Consider the following 15365-nt stretch of genomic DNA (forward strand, 5'->3'; position numbering starts at 1 on the left):
TTTTTTTAGCGTAGACTTCATTCTAGTGTATATACTTGAGAATGAAGTCTTTTTCTTTTTATTCAAAGACAAATTCATTTTTTCGTCATTTGTATACGCTATAAATTTTAATGATCAATATGAATAAACCTCAGTAAAAAACCAACTTAAATTAAAGGATCAGAATATGAAATTATTACGTTTAATTCCAATTCTCGCTTTAGGCACTATCTTAACCGCATGTGGTGGCATGCCAAAGGAATGTGAAGAATCTTGGAAGCATATGGAAGACTTGGCAAAACAAAGTGGCATTCCTGAAGATTCACTAAAAGAACAGAAAAAAGCCTTTGAAGAAGAAATTAAAAAGTTATCTAAAGAAGATGCTATTCAAGCCTGTAAAGCACAGTCTTCAATCATTGGCATGGTTAAGTAATTTATCCTTGATCTACAAAATGGATGCTTCTGTTTGCAGGCATCCATTTTTTTGCCTGTAAATAAAAACTAAAACTTTAATTTTCACATTTTAATCGTCACAATTTTTTGCTTCACTATAAATAAACATTGGGCCTAAATCATAAGTCTGATCATTCCTTTTCGCTTGTGGAATAAATGCACTTGAAATTGAGCCATCTAAATATAAAGCTTGATCTGTTTTAAGCTGCGACTTAAAAATATCAGCAAAATTATAAAAATTAATTTTTCCACGACTTATCACGAAATACAGTTGATTATTTTTAATTCCCACCCCATTGCGAACTTTTAACGAATCTGAGTTTTTAACGAAAATTGGATTGATCTCACCATTGATCAATAACATTGGACCAGATTGTGTAGCATAGCGAGCTTTAAAATTAGATTTAAGATATTGCTCTGTGGTTTTAATCACAGCTTGTTTATTGTTCCAAGCAACCACACCATTGGGTTGCATAAAAAAATTACCAAATTTGTTTTTTTGTTGGTTTAATTCTATTTGTTGTTTACCTTGTTCAATGTACAAGCCTACTGGTGCAAAATTAGGGTGATACATTCCTGCATTCATGGCAAAACTGATCTGACAATTTTTACGCTCTTTTTGCACAGCTGCGAACTTTTTATAGGTTTGCCCTTGTTGGTTTTTTAAAAATAGTTGTAGCTGATCCAGATCTTCGATACGAACAGCATCTGCGATCACCTTCTTGTCTTTGATTATTTTGATATAGTCAGTATTGGCATTGACTTGAAAGGAAAGTGCACTCAATCCCATCATGCTTATCAGCGCATATACCCCTGTTTTAAAGTTCATAACATCCCCTGCAAAGCGTTATATTTTATCGTGTGATCTATTGAATAATGAAGGCTAATTAGCACTTTTAATGCATTTTTTTACTTAATTATCACTTTAAGGGCTATCAAATTCATTTTGCATGGTTATAATCAAACTATCCTTTCAATTAAATACATGTGTACACTTTATTTGAACTGAGTGGAATATGCAGACAAAACAAATAGCTAAATACCCTTTAGGTGCGCATTTAATCGTCAAACATTTTGGCTATAGCCATCATGGAATCTATGCTGGAAAAGGTCGTGTTATACATTATTCAGGGCTGGCACATTTTGTAAAAAAACGCCCAATCGAAATCACTTCACTAGAAAAATTTTCACATGGTAAAGTGATCCGTGTCCGTTACTATGATCAACCTAAGTTTTCTGGTCGTCATGTGGTGCGACGTATGCGTACACGTATGAACGAAAACAGCTATCATTTGATTATCAATAATTGTGAACATCTGTGTAGTTGGGCAATTACAGGGGTTGAAAGTAGTCCTCAAGTGGTAAAAATGATGAACCGTTTAACCACGATTGGCTATATCAGTTCAATCATGACCTATATGAATGGCTTATTTTTAACAGTTGCAACCACCTGTTTTGCATTGGTCTTATATATAAAAATGAAACTCAGGGCCCAGTCAAAATTAAAACTTCCAACCTATTTATCACTTAAAGAACAACAGCCTAAAAAGTAAAATACTCAGCTAGGTTTATCATATGACGTTAGGCAAAGCCCTAATTTTAAATCACCACTAAAATGGTGGAAATTTGTCTTCAACCAGTTTAAGTTCTATTCCATGCTCCAAATAAGCTTTTAAACCATCCAGCACTGTGGTGAATCCCCCAGTCGCATCGATAATAAATTGAATCAGTTCAGAGCCTTGTAGTGAAATATCGTAATTTCTAATTTTTAAATAGGTGTGCTCGGGGCTAATTTCTTCAAATATAAAATCTACCGATGTTTTGGGTTCACCCCAAGTAATTTGAATCAATTTATTTTCAATAATGTTAAATACCATAACCTTTGCGCTGACTTGATACTTATCCCAACTCCATTGCACAATTTTGCCTTCTTTTAGCGGGCCTGTAGATCGACTAAACCAGAATTTTGAAGTGATTTCAGGATCAATAAATGCATTAAAAACCGCAGAGACAGGTTTACGAATTAACATTTGAGTTTCAATGGTTGGATTCATTCTTATTACTCTTCTAAGCTTATATAGAACTATATGGATAACAAAGTGATACTGATAACATAAGTGCTATGTAATCAGTATCATGTTTTTGTTAACAAATTTAACGGATTAGGTTTGAATAAGTGATGATTCAACAATGCGCTGATAGCGCTCTGAAAATTGACCATTCCAATACGGGTAATATGGATATGCTGGATAAACCGCACTGACTTGATTTAAACGCTGTAATTGTAAATCCGTAAGCACTAGATCTTTTGCAATGAAATTATCTTGCAGTTGTTGTTGATTTCGAGCACCAATCAGTACAGTCGAAACTGTAGCTCGTGTTAACAGCCATTTTAAAGCAATTTGTGGGACTGAATATCCTGTTTCTAATGCAATCTGTTTTAAGGCATCGATCACCCGATAAAGATATTCTTCGTTTACAGGTGGCGCAAATTGTGCTGTTTCATGTAAGCGACTATTTTCAGGCAAAGGATGCTCACGATCAAACTTACCTGTCAAACGTCCCCATCCCAAAGGACTCCACACAACAGCACCTATATGCTGATCATGATTTAAAGGCATCAACTCCCATTCATAATCCCGACCTATCAATGAATAATACACCTGATGTGCCACCATTTTTTCATAACCATAACGATCTGCAATCGACTGCGCTTTCATCAATTGCCAGCCTGAAAAATTAGATGCCCCGATATAACGAACTTTTCCGCTTCGGACCAATTCATCTAAAGTTTTCATAAGCTGATCTAGCGAAGTAAAGCTATCAAACTGATGTAACTGTAGAACATCGATATAGTCTGTATTTAAGCGTTTTAATGATTGTTCTACTGCATGAATTAAATAATGACGACTAAAGCCAACCTGATTCACTTGCTCGTTGCTACGAAGCGCAACTTTAGTTGAAATAATCGCATTGAGCCGATAAGGCGCTAATGCAATTCCAAGCATTATTTCAGATTCACCGTCTGAATACACATCGGCAGTATCAAAGAAATTAATTCCTGCATCTATACATGTGGTAATCATTTGGTTGGCTTCTTTTTGCCCTGCTTGTCCCCATGCAGAAAATAAAGGACCTTTTCCTCCAAAGGTTCCAGCACCAAATCCCAATTCAGATACTTTTAAACCAGAATTGCCTAAAAAATTATATTTCATGATCATTCACCTTGATTGAATAATGTGTCTCATCACAAAATAACAACTTGGTATTATTTTAAAAATCAGGATAATAAGGAATTACTTTTTCGATTTTATGGAAAATGAATACACAAGACTTTCAATTCTTCTTACGTGTCGCAGATTTAGGTTCAATCAGCCAAGCGGCAAAAGAAGCCAATATTGCAGTTTCAGTGGCAAGTCAACGAGTGCAAAGGCTTGAAAATCAGCTCAGTCTTAAACTTTTTTATCGCACGACACGGAAACTGAGTCTGACCGAAGAAGCCAAAATATTGATTGAGCAAGGACGTCCACTACTCGATAGTTTCCAGACATTAACCGAAAATTTAAAGCTTCAAGATCAAAAACTTTCAGGAAGCATCAATATCACGGCTTCCGCAACCTTTGGAACACAGATACTGGTTCAGGTTATTGCTGAGTTTTTAAAACAACACCCTGAATTATTAATCAATTTAGATTTAAATGACCAAAATGTAGATCTTATTAGTCAAGGCATGGATCTTGCGATTCGCATTGGCAAACTACAAGATTCTTCTTTCATCGCAAAACCATTAGCTATCAATAAGCGCTTACTTTGTGCTGCACCTGAATATCTCGCTAAATTTGGTATCCCGAAACGTTTAGAGGATTTACAGCAACATCGTTGTATCGTGCAACGTCATCAACAAGGCATCAGCAATACATGGAACTTTGTGGATCATGCTAACCCAAATAGAAGATTAGATATTCAGGTAAATGGCTATTTTATTACCAACTCAGGCGAAGGGATTCGTCAGGCATCTTTGGCAGGGCTCGGCATATCTAATCACTCACTTTGGCATGTCAAAAACGATTTAGATTCAGGAAAACTGGTTCATGTGCTTCCTGATTTTATGATAGAACCCACTGCTATTTATGCTGTTATTCCCGATAAAAAATTAATCTCTGATAAAGTAAAAGTTTTTATTGAGTATTTACAGGATTACTTTAAAGAATTCTAATGATGATTTGGCTAACGTTATCCGTTATTCCAAATGACAAACATAATCTACAACTTCGCTGGATTGCAGACTAAAACGGCTATTTGCAGGAACAGTAAAAGACTCTCCAGAACTATAGACTTCCATTTCTTCTTGATCTGCTATCCGAACCAAGCATTTTCCAGAGACAATCTCAATGCGCTCAGTCACATGCGTTTCAAAAGTTAAAGGTTTCTCTGTGGGTAAAATGACCCCTAATGTTTTCTTCGAACCATCTTTGCATTCGATAAGATAACTGATTGATCGCCCTTTATAATGAACATTAGGTTTAATATGGACCGTAACAAAATCAAATTGGGAAGACATATTTTTGTCCTGATTATTATTTGTGCATTTACTATATCGCTTTTCTATAGTATTCCTCAATCAATTTTAAACAGCATAAAAAAGACCTAGCCGAAGCTAGGTCTTAAATCATGATTTTATTCAAGATTGAATAAAATTATTTACCCGGTTTAAAGCTATCTTTCAAATCTAAGACACGGTTAAACACAGGTTTATCTGCTGTATGATCATATTGATCCGCAACAAAATAACCCTCACGCTCAAACTGGAAACGATCTTCTGGTTGCGCTTGGGCCAAAGCAGGCTCGATCACCGCTTGAAGTACCGTTAAAGACTCTGGATTTAAATTTGCCAAGAAATCATCATCTGCATCTGGTGCAGCTTCGGTGAATAAACGATCGTAAACACGAACCTCAGCCGGAATCCCTTTCGACGCAGAAACCCAATGTACAACGCCTTTCACTTTACGACCTTCTGGGTTTTTACCTAAAGTTTCAGGATCAATTGAACATTTCAACTCGATCACTTCGCCATTGGCATCTTTAATCACTTCATCACACTTGATCACATAAGCATGACGTAAACGTACTTCACCCTCAGGAACTAAACGTTTAAAACCTTTTGGTGGAACTTCTTCAAAGTCTTTACGATCAATAAAGATTTCAGAGGTTAAAGGAATAATACGATCGCCCATATCTACATTTGGATGACGTGCATGGCTTAAGTCCAAATCTGCTGGCAAGTTAGTCAAAGTTACTTTCAGCGGATTTAAAACAGCCATACCACGTGCTGCTGTGTTTTCAAGAGATTGACGAATACAGAACTCAAGCATAGCCACATCAACAATACCGTCTGTTTTAGATACACCTACACGCTTACAGAACTCACGTAACCCTTCAGGGGTAAAACCACGACGACGCATGCCCACTACAGTTGGCATACGCGGGTCATCCCAACCATGAACATAGTTACCTTCTACCAATTTACGTAATTTACGTTTAGAGGTAATCGTATAATCTATATTTAAACGGCTAGATTCATACTGACGTGGAACTGATTGTGAATGCACTTTCTCAACCACCCAATCATAAAATGGACGATGGTCTTGAAACTCTAAAGTACATAATGAATGGGTAATCCCTTCAATCGCATCTGACAATGGATGAGCATAGTCATACATTGGGTACATTTTCCATTTATCACCCGTTTGGTGATGTTCTGAATGAAGTACACGATATAGAATTGGATCACGCATATGTACATTTGGTGATGTCATATCAATTTTGGCACGTAATACTGCTTCACCTTCAGCTAACTCACCATTGTTCATTTTTTCAAAACGAGCAAGGTTTTCTTCAATAGATGCATCACGATAAGGTGAGTTTTTACCTGGCTCGACAAAATTACCACGGTTAATTCTAATTTCTTCTGGGCTTTGTAGATCTACATAAGCATCGCCCTGTTTGATCAACTGAACTGCCCAAGTATGTAATTGGTCAAAATAACTTGATGCATAGCGAGGTTCGCCATTCCACTCAAAACCTAACCATTTTACGTCATTGGCAATACCGTCAACATATTCTTGTTCTTCAGCATCTGGGTTGGTGTCATCAAAACGCAAGTTACACAAACCATCGTATTCTTGAGCAATGCCAAAATTTAAGCAAATAGCCTTTACATGGCCAATATGTAGATAACCATTTGGCTCAGGTGGAAAACGTGTAACAACTTTTTGTGTACGGCCCGCTGCCAAATCCTCTGTAATGACTTGGCGTACAAAATCTAAGCCCGCTTGTTGTTCTTGCTGCGCATTATCGACAGGGCTTGGACTATTTGTCGGGGTTTTCGGCAGTTCTGAAACAACATCATTTGGCTTCATAGTTGATAAATCACTTCTAAAAGTTAAAATTGAATATAGAAAATGTGATTTTATCCTTTTTTAACAAAAGAATTTCACATTTTTACTTGCTATGTAGTTTACAGTTTGCTTATGCTTCTCTCAACCAAAAACCCATGACATTTTTAGTCATGATTAGGAGATTATAGAATGAGTTTTCCTCAAGTCGAATTAAACACCAACAAAGGACGCATTGTTCTTGAACTTAACTCTGAAAAAGCACCAAAAACTGTTGCTAACTTTTTAGAATATGTTCGTGATGGTTTTTATGATGGCGTAATCTTCCATCGTGTTATTGATGGTTTCATGATCCAAGGCGGTGGCATGGATGAAAACTTCAAAGAAAAAACCACACGTGATTCAATTGAAAATGAAGCGGACAATGGTTTAAGCAATGACGAAGGTACGATTGCAATGGCACGTACTCAAGCGCCTCACTCTGCTTCTGCACAATTCTTTATCAATGTAAAAAACAACTCTTTCCTTAACCATACAGGTAAAACTGCTCAAGGTTGGGGTTATGCAGTATTTGGTAAAGTAACTGAAGGTTTAGACATCGTTGAAGCAATCAAAGGCGTTCGTACAGGTAACCGTGGTTATCATGCTGATGTTCCTTTAGAAAACATTGTGATTGAATCTGCAAAAATTATCTCTGAATAATTTATAAATCCTCCCGAAGCTGACTTTTAAATAAAGGGATACTGTCCCCTTTACAAAGCAAGCTTGGGAGAATTATTAAATAGGAAAAATAAGTGACCTATCTGTTTATCGCTGATTTACATTTGTCACCAGAACACCCTCGACTGGTTCGAGGGTTTTTTGATTTATTAGAACACTATAAATATCAAAATACGCAACTGTTTATTCTCGGTGACTGGTTTAATGCTTGGATTGGAGATGATTATACTGCGCCTTGGTTAGATGAAATTATTGAGCATCTAAAACAATTTTCCTTGCAAGCTGGTAATCAAATTTATTTTCAAGTGGGTAACCGTGATTTTGCTTTAGGGCAAACATTTTTAAATCAGTTTAATGGTAAATTACTTCCTGAATTTTATACATTTAACATTGGTGATAAAAAATTTCGTCTTGAACATGGCGATGCTTTATGTACCGATGATATTTCTTATCAACGATTTAAAAAAATTATTCGCAATCCGATTGTATTAGGACTTTTAAAAAGTACTCCACTTGGTTTTAGACAAAAACTTGCCAACGGTTTTCGTAAAAAAAGCCGTGAATCTCAACAAAATAAATCCTATGAAATTATGGATGTTAACCAGCAAGCTGTTGAAAAAGCAGTTAATAATGTCGACCTGTTGGTTCATGGTCACACCCATCGCCCTGAAATTCATGATGTAAATGGTAAAACTAGAATTGTTTTAGGGGATTGGCGCGAAAAAACATCTGAAGCAATGATTTTAGAAGTGGATGAAAATGCGGATTGGAAATTTATTAAATGGATTATTTCAGATAAAAATCACTTTACCCATGATTAAAAATCATGATTTTTCACCTTTATTTACGTTTTGAAGATTCAAATTTCGCGATTTTAGCATACAATATATCGAAAATTTACGATATATGAGATCGCCTTATGGATGTATTAAATGTAGCAAAAACACGTTACACCACAAAAGCTTATGATTCTTCTAAAAAGATTCCTCAAGCACAATTTGCACGTTTACTTGAAATCCTGCGTTTAACCCCCTCGTCAATCAATATCCAGCCTTGGCATTTTTTTATTGCTGACAATGATGCAGCTAAACAACGTATTGCCAAAGCCTTAGTCGGTAAATATAGCTACAACGCACCAAAGGTTTTAGATTCATCACATACGATTTTATTCTGTACCAAAGCAGATATTACAGAACAGCACCTGAGTAATTTACTTCAGCAGGATGATCTCAGTGGCCGCTTTAAAGATGACAAGGCCAGACAAGGTCAAAAAGACAGTCGTACAGGCTATGTCTCTTATTATCGCAATGAAAAAGGTGATATTCAGCGCTGGGCGGAAAATCAAACCTTTATCGCACTGGGTCAAATGCTGTTAGCTGCAGGTATTGAAGGTATCGATGCAACGCCAATCGGTGGTTTTGACGAAGATATTCTGACTGAAGAATTAGGCTTAATTGAAAAGAATTTGGTCCCGTCTGTGATTATGACACTCGGTTATCGTAGTGATACTGACTTTAATGCAAAATTGCCCAAGTCTCGTTTGACCCAAGAAGAAGTCTTTACTCGTCTATAACGTTTAAAGTGCTTGCTTCCACTCAATAAGTGCTGTGGGGCACATCACGTCCCTCAGCATTGAATCATAAGCATATTTTGTTAAGAGAAATCACTTTCACAGGCATCCATAAATTCATTGATTAATGCACTTGGATTGGCTCTTTTGGTCCACGAAATGGGTTCTTCATAATATTCAAGCTCATGAATAATGACTGGAAGATTTTTCCCAAATGTATCGCGAAGAATATTTTCAGAAAATAATTGCTGAACCATTTTGATTATTTGTGTAATAAACAATTGAGCAAACTGCTCGCCTTTTTCTAAAAGTTCATTAAATAGTGCATCATCTTCTTGTTCAGCATATTCCATCTGTTTTTGAGAATAATAAAATGGTGTTTGCTCAAACCATTGTGCCAAAAGCTGATCATTCTCTCCACCAATATCCCAAGACGGCTGTTGTAACCAATAGGCATAATTCCATTTCGCTTCAGCTTGACTCGAAGCTTCAGAAATTTGCGACTCAAACTGTTCAATGGTATTAAAGTTCAGCTCAACTTTGGGAAAACAAGGTTCATCATCATCACAATAATAGTACAAGGCCAAGGCGTACACATCGTGATAATTTTGTGCAATATATTGAATCGATTCAACTAACTTTGCATAACTCGTTTCATGCCAGTGCTTTTGCGTTGTTGATTCTATATTCATAACACACCTAATAATTTTACCAGCACTCTGGTAAATATGGACATTCACCAGAGTGCAAATACCAAAGTATTGCCTATACGATTAAATCGGATGCGAGCTTGCAATTTCCTGACTAATCATCACAGCTGTTGCAGCAGACAACGTCCAGCCTAAATGCCCATGCCCTGTATTGTAAAATACCCGTTCACGTTTTCCACGTTTTACCACAGGCATCATATTCGGCATCATCGGACGTAAACCCGCCCACGGGATACAATGCTCGGTTGAAATATCGAAATTCTTATTGACCCAATCTGTTAAAGGTTGGATACGATCTGAGCGGATATCTCGATTATAGCCATTAAATTCAGCAGTTCCAGCAATACGTAAACGATTGGCACCTAATCGTGACGTGACGATTTTCGCACTTTCATCGAGCAAGCTGACCCAAGGTGCGCCATTGATACTTTTTTCATCATCTAATTGTACGGTGATGGAATAGCCTTTTACAGGATAAACATTCACACGATCGCCCAATTGATTGGCCAATTGGTAACTGCCAACACCACCACAAATCACCACGGCATCTGCACTGAGTTGTTCAACTGCTACTGAACTACCTTCCATGTTTTCAACACTCGAATGATATTGAATATTTACCCCATTGGCAGTGTGTTCTACATTAACGACTTCCATACCAAATAAATATTTTACCCCATATTTTTCAGTCGCTTTGGCAAGTCCAGTGGTAAATTTATGGATATCACCAGTTGCATCACCTGGGCAATAAAAACCACCATAGTATTCACCCGTCAAACTCGGTTCGATGGATTTAATTTCTTCATTGGTCACGGCATGGCGTTCTAAACCACCTTTACATAACAGCGCATTGACGTTAGTTGCCACTTTATAATCATATTCAGAATGGTAGAAATGTAAGATGCCACGTTTTTCTAAATCAAAATCAATGCCTTCTTGTTCAGCAATATTAAATAGCCTTTGACGCGCTAAAAGTGCCATTTTCACTGTATTTTGAGTATTTGCTTCATAGTGTTTGATATTGCCAAGGAATTCGACCAGCCATGCATATTTGTGCAAATCAAAAGATGGATTGAGCAATAATGGTGCATCTTTCTTCGCCATCCATTTAATGCCTTTTAACACAGTGGATTTTTGATTCCACACTTCAGCATTACATGCAGACAGCTGCCCGCCATTGGCAAAAGATGTTTCCATTGCGGGAAATAAATGTTTATCAATAACAGTAACTTGATAACCTAATTGAGCAAGTTCATAGGCAGAGGTAACACCTGTAATACCAGAACCAATAATGACGACATGACACATACGCACACTCCGTTGAAATGCAATATTTTTTTATTACATTGTCAATGTATGCCCCATCTGTCATGTGTACCTGAGAGCTTCGATAAAAACCTAAACTATTTAGGCTTTACCATCCCCTTCGGTGAGTCATTTCTTTTTTGTTTTCAATAGAATGACTTCTCTCCAGAGGTTTTACAATGATTACAGTCCTTTTGCCTGAGAGTTTCCGGGGTCGTTGCTCCTTCGGCGAGTCCACAAGAGACTTCTCTCCTGCAATCATCTTTCCTTGTATTAGCAATTAATATGCCATGAATTTGTTCGAATACAAGTAAAATATGTTCAATTATTCTCTAATTTTTAAATTAAAAATTAAGATCTTTAAATTGCTTAAGAATTAAATAGCTTAGCGATTAACTTGTTCAGCGACTCTGGCTCTGTTGTAGCTTGATTGAAGTCAGCATCAAGCTTTGTCAATTCTTGAAAAGTTGTCGAACATCTTGCAAAGTTACAGCGAATGTTTTTCATTTCTCCATTTCTAATCGCGGTAAACAACGCTTTTATTATTATTTTCATATTTATTCATGCTTTAAAATAAGATTAATGGTTTTTATATGTTCCAAATCATCAGGATATAACTCAACATTACGCATACTATGATTTTGTCGATTTAATATCCCGATTTGTTCATCCTGATAAAATTCTTGATTCATCTTTAAACCATTCACAATACAATTTGCGATGTAATCTTGTTGCCCTTGAAATGACGGAATGTTATTTAATCTTTTTGATATTTGAATTTTAGCCTCTAAAGTCTGTTGAGGTTCAACACCCAACATCGTTAACAATAATAAGAAATGCTGATCATTCAATTGAAAACTCAAAAGTTCTTCTAGCGTAAAAAACCATGCTTCAAAGTGCCCACCCAGATTGCCTATATATAGATCATTGAGATAATAATTAATCTGCTCATGGGTAAACTGGATATCTACCCGAATATCAGCACTAATGGAAAATTGATAATTTCGAATGGTATTATTTTCACTGGGTAAAAATGATTGATACCACGCTGCCAATTCCTTGCTATACGGATCTAAACCAACCGCTTCCTGAATCGCCTCATCTAAATTCAACTCCTTTTCTTCATCAAAACCACGAAGTAAAAGCAGAAACCAATGCCAAAAATGTACATTGGAAAATGAAATTTCCTGTTCTGCGACTTGGTGATTTTGATTCATATCGCCTTAACAATCGTCTTAGTGATTCACTGAGTCATATCGGAACACATTCAAATCATCATATTCAATTTGTGGTGTGGTTCCAGAAATAATATCGGATAATAATTTTGCTGAACCACATGACATGGTCCAACCTAAGGTCCCATGCCCTGTATTGGTATATAGATTTTGATACCTTGTTTTACCAACAATCGGGGTTCCATCTGGCGTGGCTGGTCTTAAACCCGTCCAGAAATGTGCATCTGATATGTCACTTGCATTTGGAAATAATTGTTGTAAAACCATAAGCAAAGTGTCTTCACGGCTAGATTTTAAAGAGCGATCAAAACCATTAATTTCAGCCATACCCCCTACTCGAATTCGATCATCAAAACGGGTTAAGGCAATTTTATAAGACTCATCTAAGATTGTAGAAACCGGTGAAAGTGCCGGATCAACAATTTTGGTAGTAATTGAATAGCCTTTTAAAGGGTATACAGGTGCATCTATCTCCAATTGTTTGAGCATTTCATGACTATAACTGCCCAATGCCATGACATAAGCATCTCCCTTGATTTTGCTACCATCTTTCAAGTGAATCGCGGTAATCCGTTCAGCATCTTTTTCGATTGATTCAATTACCGTATTAAATAAAAAATTGACCCCTTGTTTGGCTGCAAGTTCTGCCAACTCTGTTGTAAATTTTTGGCAATCGCCTGTCTGGTCATTGGGTAAACGCAAACCACCAACAAAATCAACTGTTGCATGGGCTAAAGCAGGTTCAGCCTTGATAACCCCAGCTTTATCCAACAACTCAAAGGGTACACCTTCATGTTTTAAAACTTCAGTATCTTTGCCTGCCACATCCAATTGATGTTGTTTACGAAAAAGTTGTAATGTGCCTAGTTGACGTTCATCAAAATGAATTTTGGTCTCTGCACGTAACTCATCCAAACAGTCACGGCTATATTCTGAAATTCGTACCATTCGCTCTTTATTGATCTGGTAGCGATTGATATTACATTCAGCTAACATCCGGACCATCCACTGATACTGATGCATATCACCTGTTAGCTTAATCGCCAATGGTGAATGTGGTTGAAACATCCATTTAAATGCTTTTAGTGGAATACCTGGCGCAGCCCAAGGTGATGCATAACCCGGAGAAATCTGCCCAGCATTGGCAAAACTGGTTTCTAAAGCCACATTGGGTTGTCGATCAATCACAGTGACTTCATGACCTGCTTGTTTTAGATAGTAGGCGGATGTTGTACCAATAACACCTGCCCCCATGATGATGATATGCATACTGAACCGAACCTTATACGAATTAATCGTCTTATAATAAAAATGATGTAGTTAGAGAAATAATTTATATGACTATTTTAATTTAGCACTTAGAACAGATTTAGCAATACCGATTTGATGTTGAAATGTCAGCTTTAATTCGATTTTAAATAGATAAATCATTAACAATATCACATGATTTTTAAACTATCAGCAAGCTATAGTCAAACTACCTAATCATTTATAAAAATGATTTCCATCAAGTCACTGATCATAAATAAAGCTTATGTCTTTTGAAACTAAAGCACCCTCATCCTAGCCTTCTTCCACAGAGAGAAGAAACTTTCAATACCAATATAATTCACTCCACAGGATCATATTTTGATTTATGAAAGGTCTTTATTAATGAGGAGAAATTGTATTTTTGTATCTAAGTTTTCGACAGGTTGACTATATAAGCGATTTAATTTTAAGAAAAATATTTTTATTTATGTTTGATACCATCCTTCTCTTAAAAAAGAGAAGGAATAGCTTTAGATTGAGAAATTCTAAATTGCAAAGATTTTATTTATGCGTATGGATAGACATAACAATACCAAAACTCGCCAATAACGCAATCACGGCTGATCCACCATAACTCATCAGCGGTAATGGATCACCAGTCACAGGTAAAATCCCGCTGACCATACCCGAGTTTACAAATACATAGAAAAACAAAGACAAACCAATCGTACCTGCCAATAAACGGCCATAGTTATGGAAGCTGCTTAAGCTAATGATCATACATCTAAAAATCATTGCGGTATAAAGTGCAAATAAGAAGAATACCCCAATAAAGCCAAATTCTTCTGCATAGGTCGACATAATAAAATCAGTATGATGTTCAGGTAAATAACCCAGCTGAGACTGTGTTCCTTCTAAGAATCCACGCCCAGTCATTCCACCTGAACCAATCGCAATTTTAGATTGGATAATGTTCCATCCTGCCCCAAGCGCATCTGACTCAGGATCAAATAAGGTCATAATCCTTTTCTTTTGATAAGCTTGTAATACAAAAGTCCAAATTAAAGGGAAAGCCAGTGCCAATGCCGCTAAGGTCCCAATAATTAAAGTCCACGACATGCCACTTAAAAACAAAGCAAACACACCACCAATCACGATACCAATTGCCAAATCTGGCTGTAACAACGCCAATACGAAAGGCACCATCATGATGACCAAAGCAATTACAATGTGTTTAAACTTAGGCGGCAACGGGTTACGTGCAAAATACCATGCCATCATCAATGGCATGGCAAACTTCATAAATTCGCTGGGTTGCATACTGCCAATCCCTGGAATAGTCAGCCAGCGCTTTGCGCCTAATCGAACATCACCGACCAATAAAACCAGAATCAACAACAAAATTGCAAACAAATAAAACCAAGGACTAATCGCTTGATATACTTTTGGTGGAATTTGTGCGCAAATAAAAAGTAAAACAAAACCAACACCGAAACTCACGGCTTGTCGAATGACCATAGACATATCTTCAGAAGATGCGCTATAGACCATCAATAAACCCAAAATCGCATTGATAATTAAAAAGCCCAATAACCAAGGATCAAGGTGTAGTTTGTCCCACCTTGAAACTTTTTGATTAATACTTAAACCATCTCTGACTGATTGACGTAAAAACTTATACTGTGGCGATGGTGTCATGAATACAAATCTTAAACCTAGTTTAATCTGGTCAAATTATAGAGATAAA

The 15365-nt window shown here is 36.7% G+C and carries 16 protein-coding genes and 1 riboswitch; of the genes, 6 read left to right on the top strand and 10 right to left on the bottom strand.

Going from position 1 to position 15365, the window contains the following annotated elements; translation table 11 throughout:
• Window positions 1-166 precede the first annotated feature (166 nt).
• Window positions 167-412, top strand: coding sequence for a hypothetical protein (locus MTO68_RS12505; protein WP_004719975.1), 246 nt, complete (start codon window positions 167-169; stop codon window positions 410-412).
• A 90-nt stretch (window positions 413-502) separates the two neighbouring features.
• On the opposite strand, the gene MTO68_RS12510 is transcribed toward MTO68_RS12505, so the two are convergent.
• Window positions 503-1261 (bottom strand): phosphodiester glycosidase family protein, encoded by a 759-nt coding sequence (locus MTO68_RS12510; RefSeq protein ID WP_244012705.1) that lies wholly within the window; start codon window positions 1259-1261, stop codon window positions 503-505.
• Between the two features lie 187 nt (window positions 1262-1448).
• Here MTO68_RS12510 and MTO68_RS12515 point away from each other — a divergent pair, with 187 nt between their 5' ends.
• Window positions 1449-1985, top strand: a complete 537-nt coding sequence (locus tag MTO68_RS12515) for a lecithin retinol acyltransferase family protein (RefSeq protein ID WP_004821822.1) — start codon at window positions 1449-1451, stop codon at window positions 1983-1985.
• A gap of 57 nt (window positions 1986-2042) precedes the next feature.
• Here MTO68_RS12515 and MTO68_RS12520 read toward each other — a convergent pair whose 3' ends face one another.
• Together MTO68_RS12520 and MTO68_RS12525 are read right to left on the bottom strand one after the other, a co-directional pair.
• Window positions 2043-2486, bottom strand: a complete 444-nt coding sequence (locus MTO68_RS12520) for an SRPBCC family protein (protein ID WP_244012707.1) — start codon at window positions 2484-2486, stop codon at window positions 2043-2045.
• A gap of 108 nt (window positions 2487-2594) precedes the next feature.
• On the bottom strand, window positions 2595-3647 hold the full coding sequence (locus MTO68_RS12525) for an aldo/keto reductase (RefSeq protein WP_244012709.1): 1053 nt from the start codon (window positions 3645-3647) through the stop codon (window positions 2595-2597).
• A gap of 104 nt (window positions 3648-3751) precedes the next feature.
• Here MTO68_RS12525 and MTO68_RS12530 point away from each other — a divergent pair, with 104 nt between their 5' ends.
• The gene (locus tag MTO68_RS12530; RefSeq protein ID WP_244012711.1) at window positions 3752-4648 is read left to right on the top strand and encodes a LysR family transcriptional regulator; all 897 of its coding nucleotides are present in this window, start codon (window positions 3752-3754) and stop codon (window positions 4646-4648) included.
• Window positions 4649-4672: 24 nt separating this feature from the next.
• Here the strand turns inward: MTO68_RS12530 and MTO68_RS12535 are convergent, their stop codons facing one another.
• Both MTO68_RS12535 and MTO68_RS12540 read right to left on the bottom strand, forming a co-directional pair.
• Window positions 4673-4993, bottom strand: a complete 321-nt coding sequence (locus MTO68_RS12535; RefSeq protein ID WP_034615323.1) for a pyrimidine/purine nucleoside phosphorylase — start codon at window positions 4991-4993, stop codon at window positions 4673-4675.
• 136 nt (window positions 4994-5129) lie between these two features.
• Window positions 5130-6851, bottom strand: a complete 1722-nt coding sequence (locus tag MTO68_RS12540; RefSeq protein ID WP_004719961.1) for a glutamine--tRNA ligase/YqeY domain fusion protein — start codon at window positions 6849-6851, stop codon at window positions 5130-5132.
• A gap of 168 nt (window positions 6852-7019) precedes the next feature.
• Between MTO68_RS12540 and MTO68_RS12545 the strand changes: the two genes are divergently transcribed.
• The 3 genes from MTO68_RS12545 to nfsB all read left to right on the top strand — a co-directional run bounded on the left by MTO68_RS12545 (window position 7020) and on the right by nfsB (window position 9120).
• Window positions 7020-7529, top strand: a complete 510-nt coding sequence (locus MTO68_RS12545) for a peptidylprolyl isomerase (protein ID WP_004821835.1) — start codon at window positions 7020-7022, stop codon at window positions 7527-7529.
• Between the two features lie 92 nt (window positions 7530-7621).
• Window positions 7622-8368, top strand: a complete 747-nt coding sequence (locus MTO68_RS12550) for a UDP-2,3-diacylglucosamine diphosphatase (RefSeq protein WP_004821836.1) — start codon at window positions 7622-7624, stop codon at window positions 8366-8368.
• 98 nt (window positions 8369-8466) lie between these two features.
• Window positions 8467-9120 carry an oxygen-insensitive NAD(P)H nitroreductase gene (gene nfsB, locus MTO68_RS12555; protein WP_244012713.1) on the top strand — a complete coding sequence of 218 codons (654 nt, stop codon included), beginning with the start codon at window positions 8467-8469 and terminating at the stop codon, window positions 9118-9120.
• Window positions 9121-9200: 80 nt separating this feature from the next.
• Here nfsB and MTO68_RS12560 read toward each other — a convergent pair whose 3' ends face one another.
• The 5 genes from MTO68_RS12560 to rodA all read right to left on the bottom strand — a co-directional run bounded on the left by MTO68_RS12560 (window position 9201) and on the right by rodA (window position 15316).
• Window positions 9201-9809, bottom strand: coding sequence for a DUF4303 domain-containing protein (locus MTO68_RS12560; RefSeq protein WP_244012715.1), 609 nt, complete (start codon window positions 9807-9809; stop codon window positions 9201-9203).
• Between the two features lie 81 nt (window positions 9810-9890).
• A complete protein-coding gene (locus MTO68_RS12565; protein WP_244012717.1) occupies window positions 9891-11135 on the bottom strand; it encodes a D-amino acid dehydrogenase in 1245 nt (414 codons plus the stop codon).
• 173 nt (window positions 11136-11308) lie between these two features.
• Window positions 11309-11397, bottom strand: a riboswitch (glycine riboswitch).
• Between the two features lie 292 nt (window positions 11398-11689).
• Window positions 11690-12349 carry an Imm19 family immunity protein gene (locus tag MTO68_RS12570; RefSeq protein WP_244012719.1) on the bottom strand — a complete coding sequence of 220 codons (660 nt, stop codon included), beginning with the start codon at window positions 12347-12349 and terminating at the stop codon, window positions 11690-11692.
• Window positions 12350-12367: 18 nt separating this feature from the next.
• Window positions 12368-13636, bottom strand: coding sequence for a D-amino acid dehydrogenase (locus MTO68_RS12575; RefSeq protein WP_004719943.1), 1269 nt, complete (start codon window positions 13634-13636; stop codon window positions 12368-12370).
• A 543-nt stretch (window positions 13637-14179) separates the two neighbouring features.
• Complete coding sequence (rodA, locus tag MTO68_RS12580; protein WP_004719936.1) at window positions 14180-15316, bottom strand: rod shape-determining protein RodA; 1137 nt, start codon at window positions 15314-15316, stop codon at window positions 14180-14182.
• Between the last annotated feature and the right edge of the window lie 49 nt (window positions 15317-15365).

Source organism: Acinetobacter sp. NyZ410 (assembly GCF_022828975.1).
GTDB lineage: Bacteria > Pseudomonadota > Gammaproteobacteria > Pseudomonadales > Moraxellaceae > Acinetobacter > Acinetobacter guillouiae.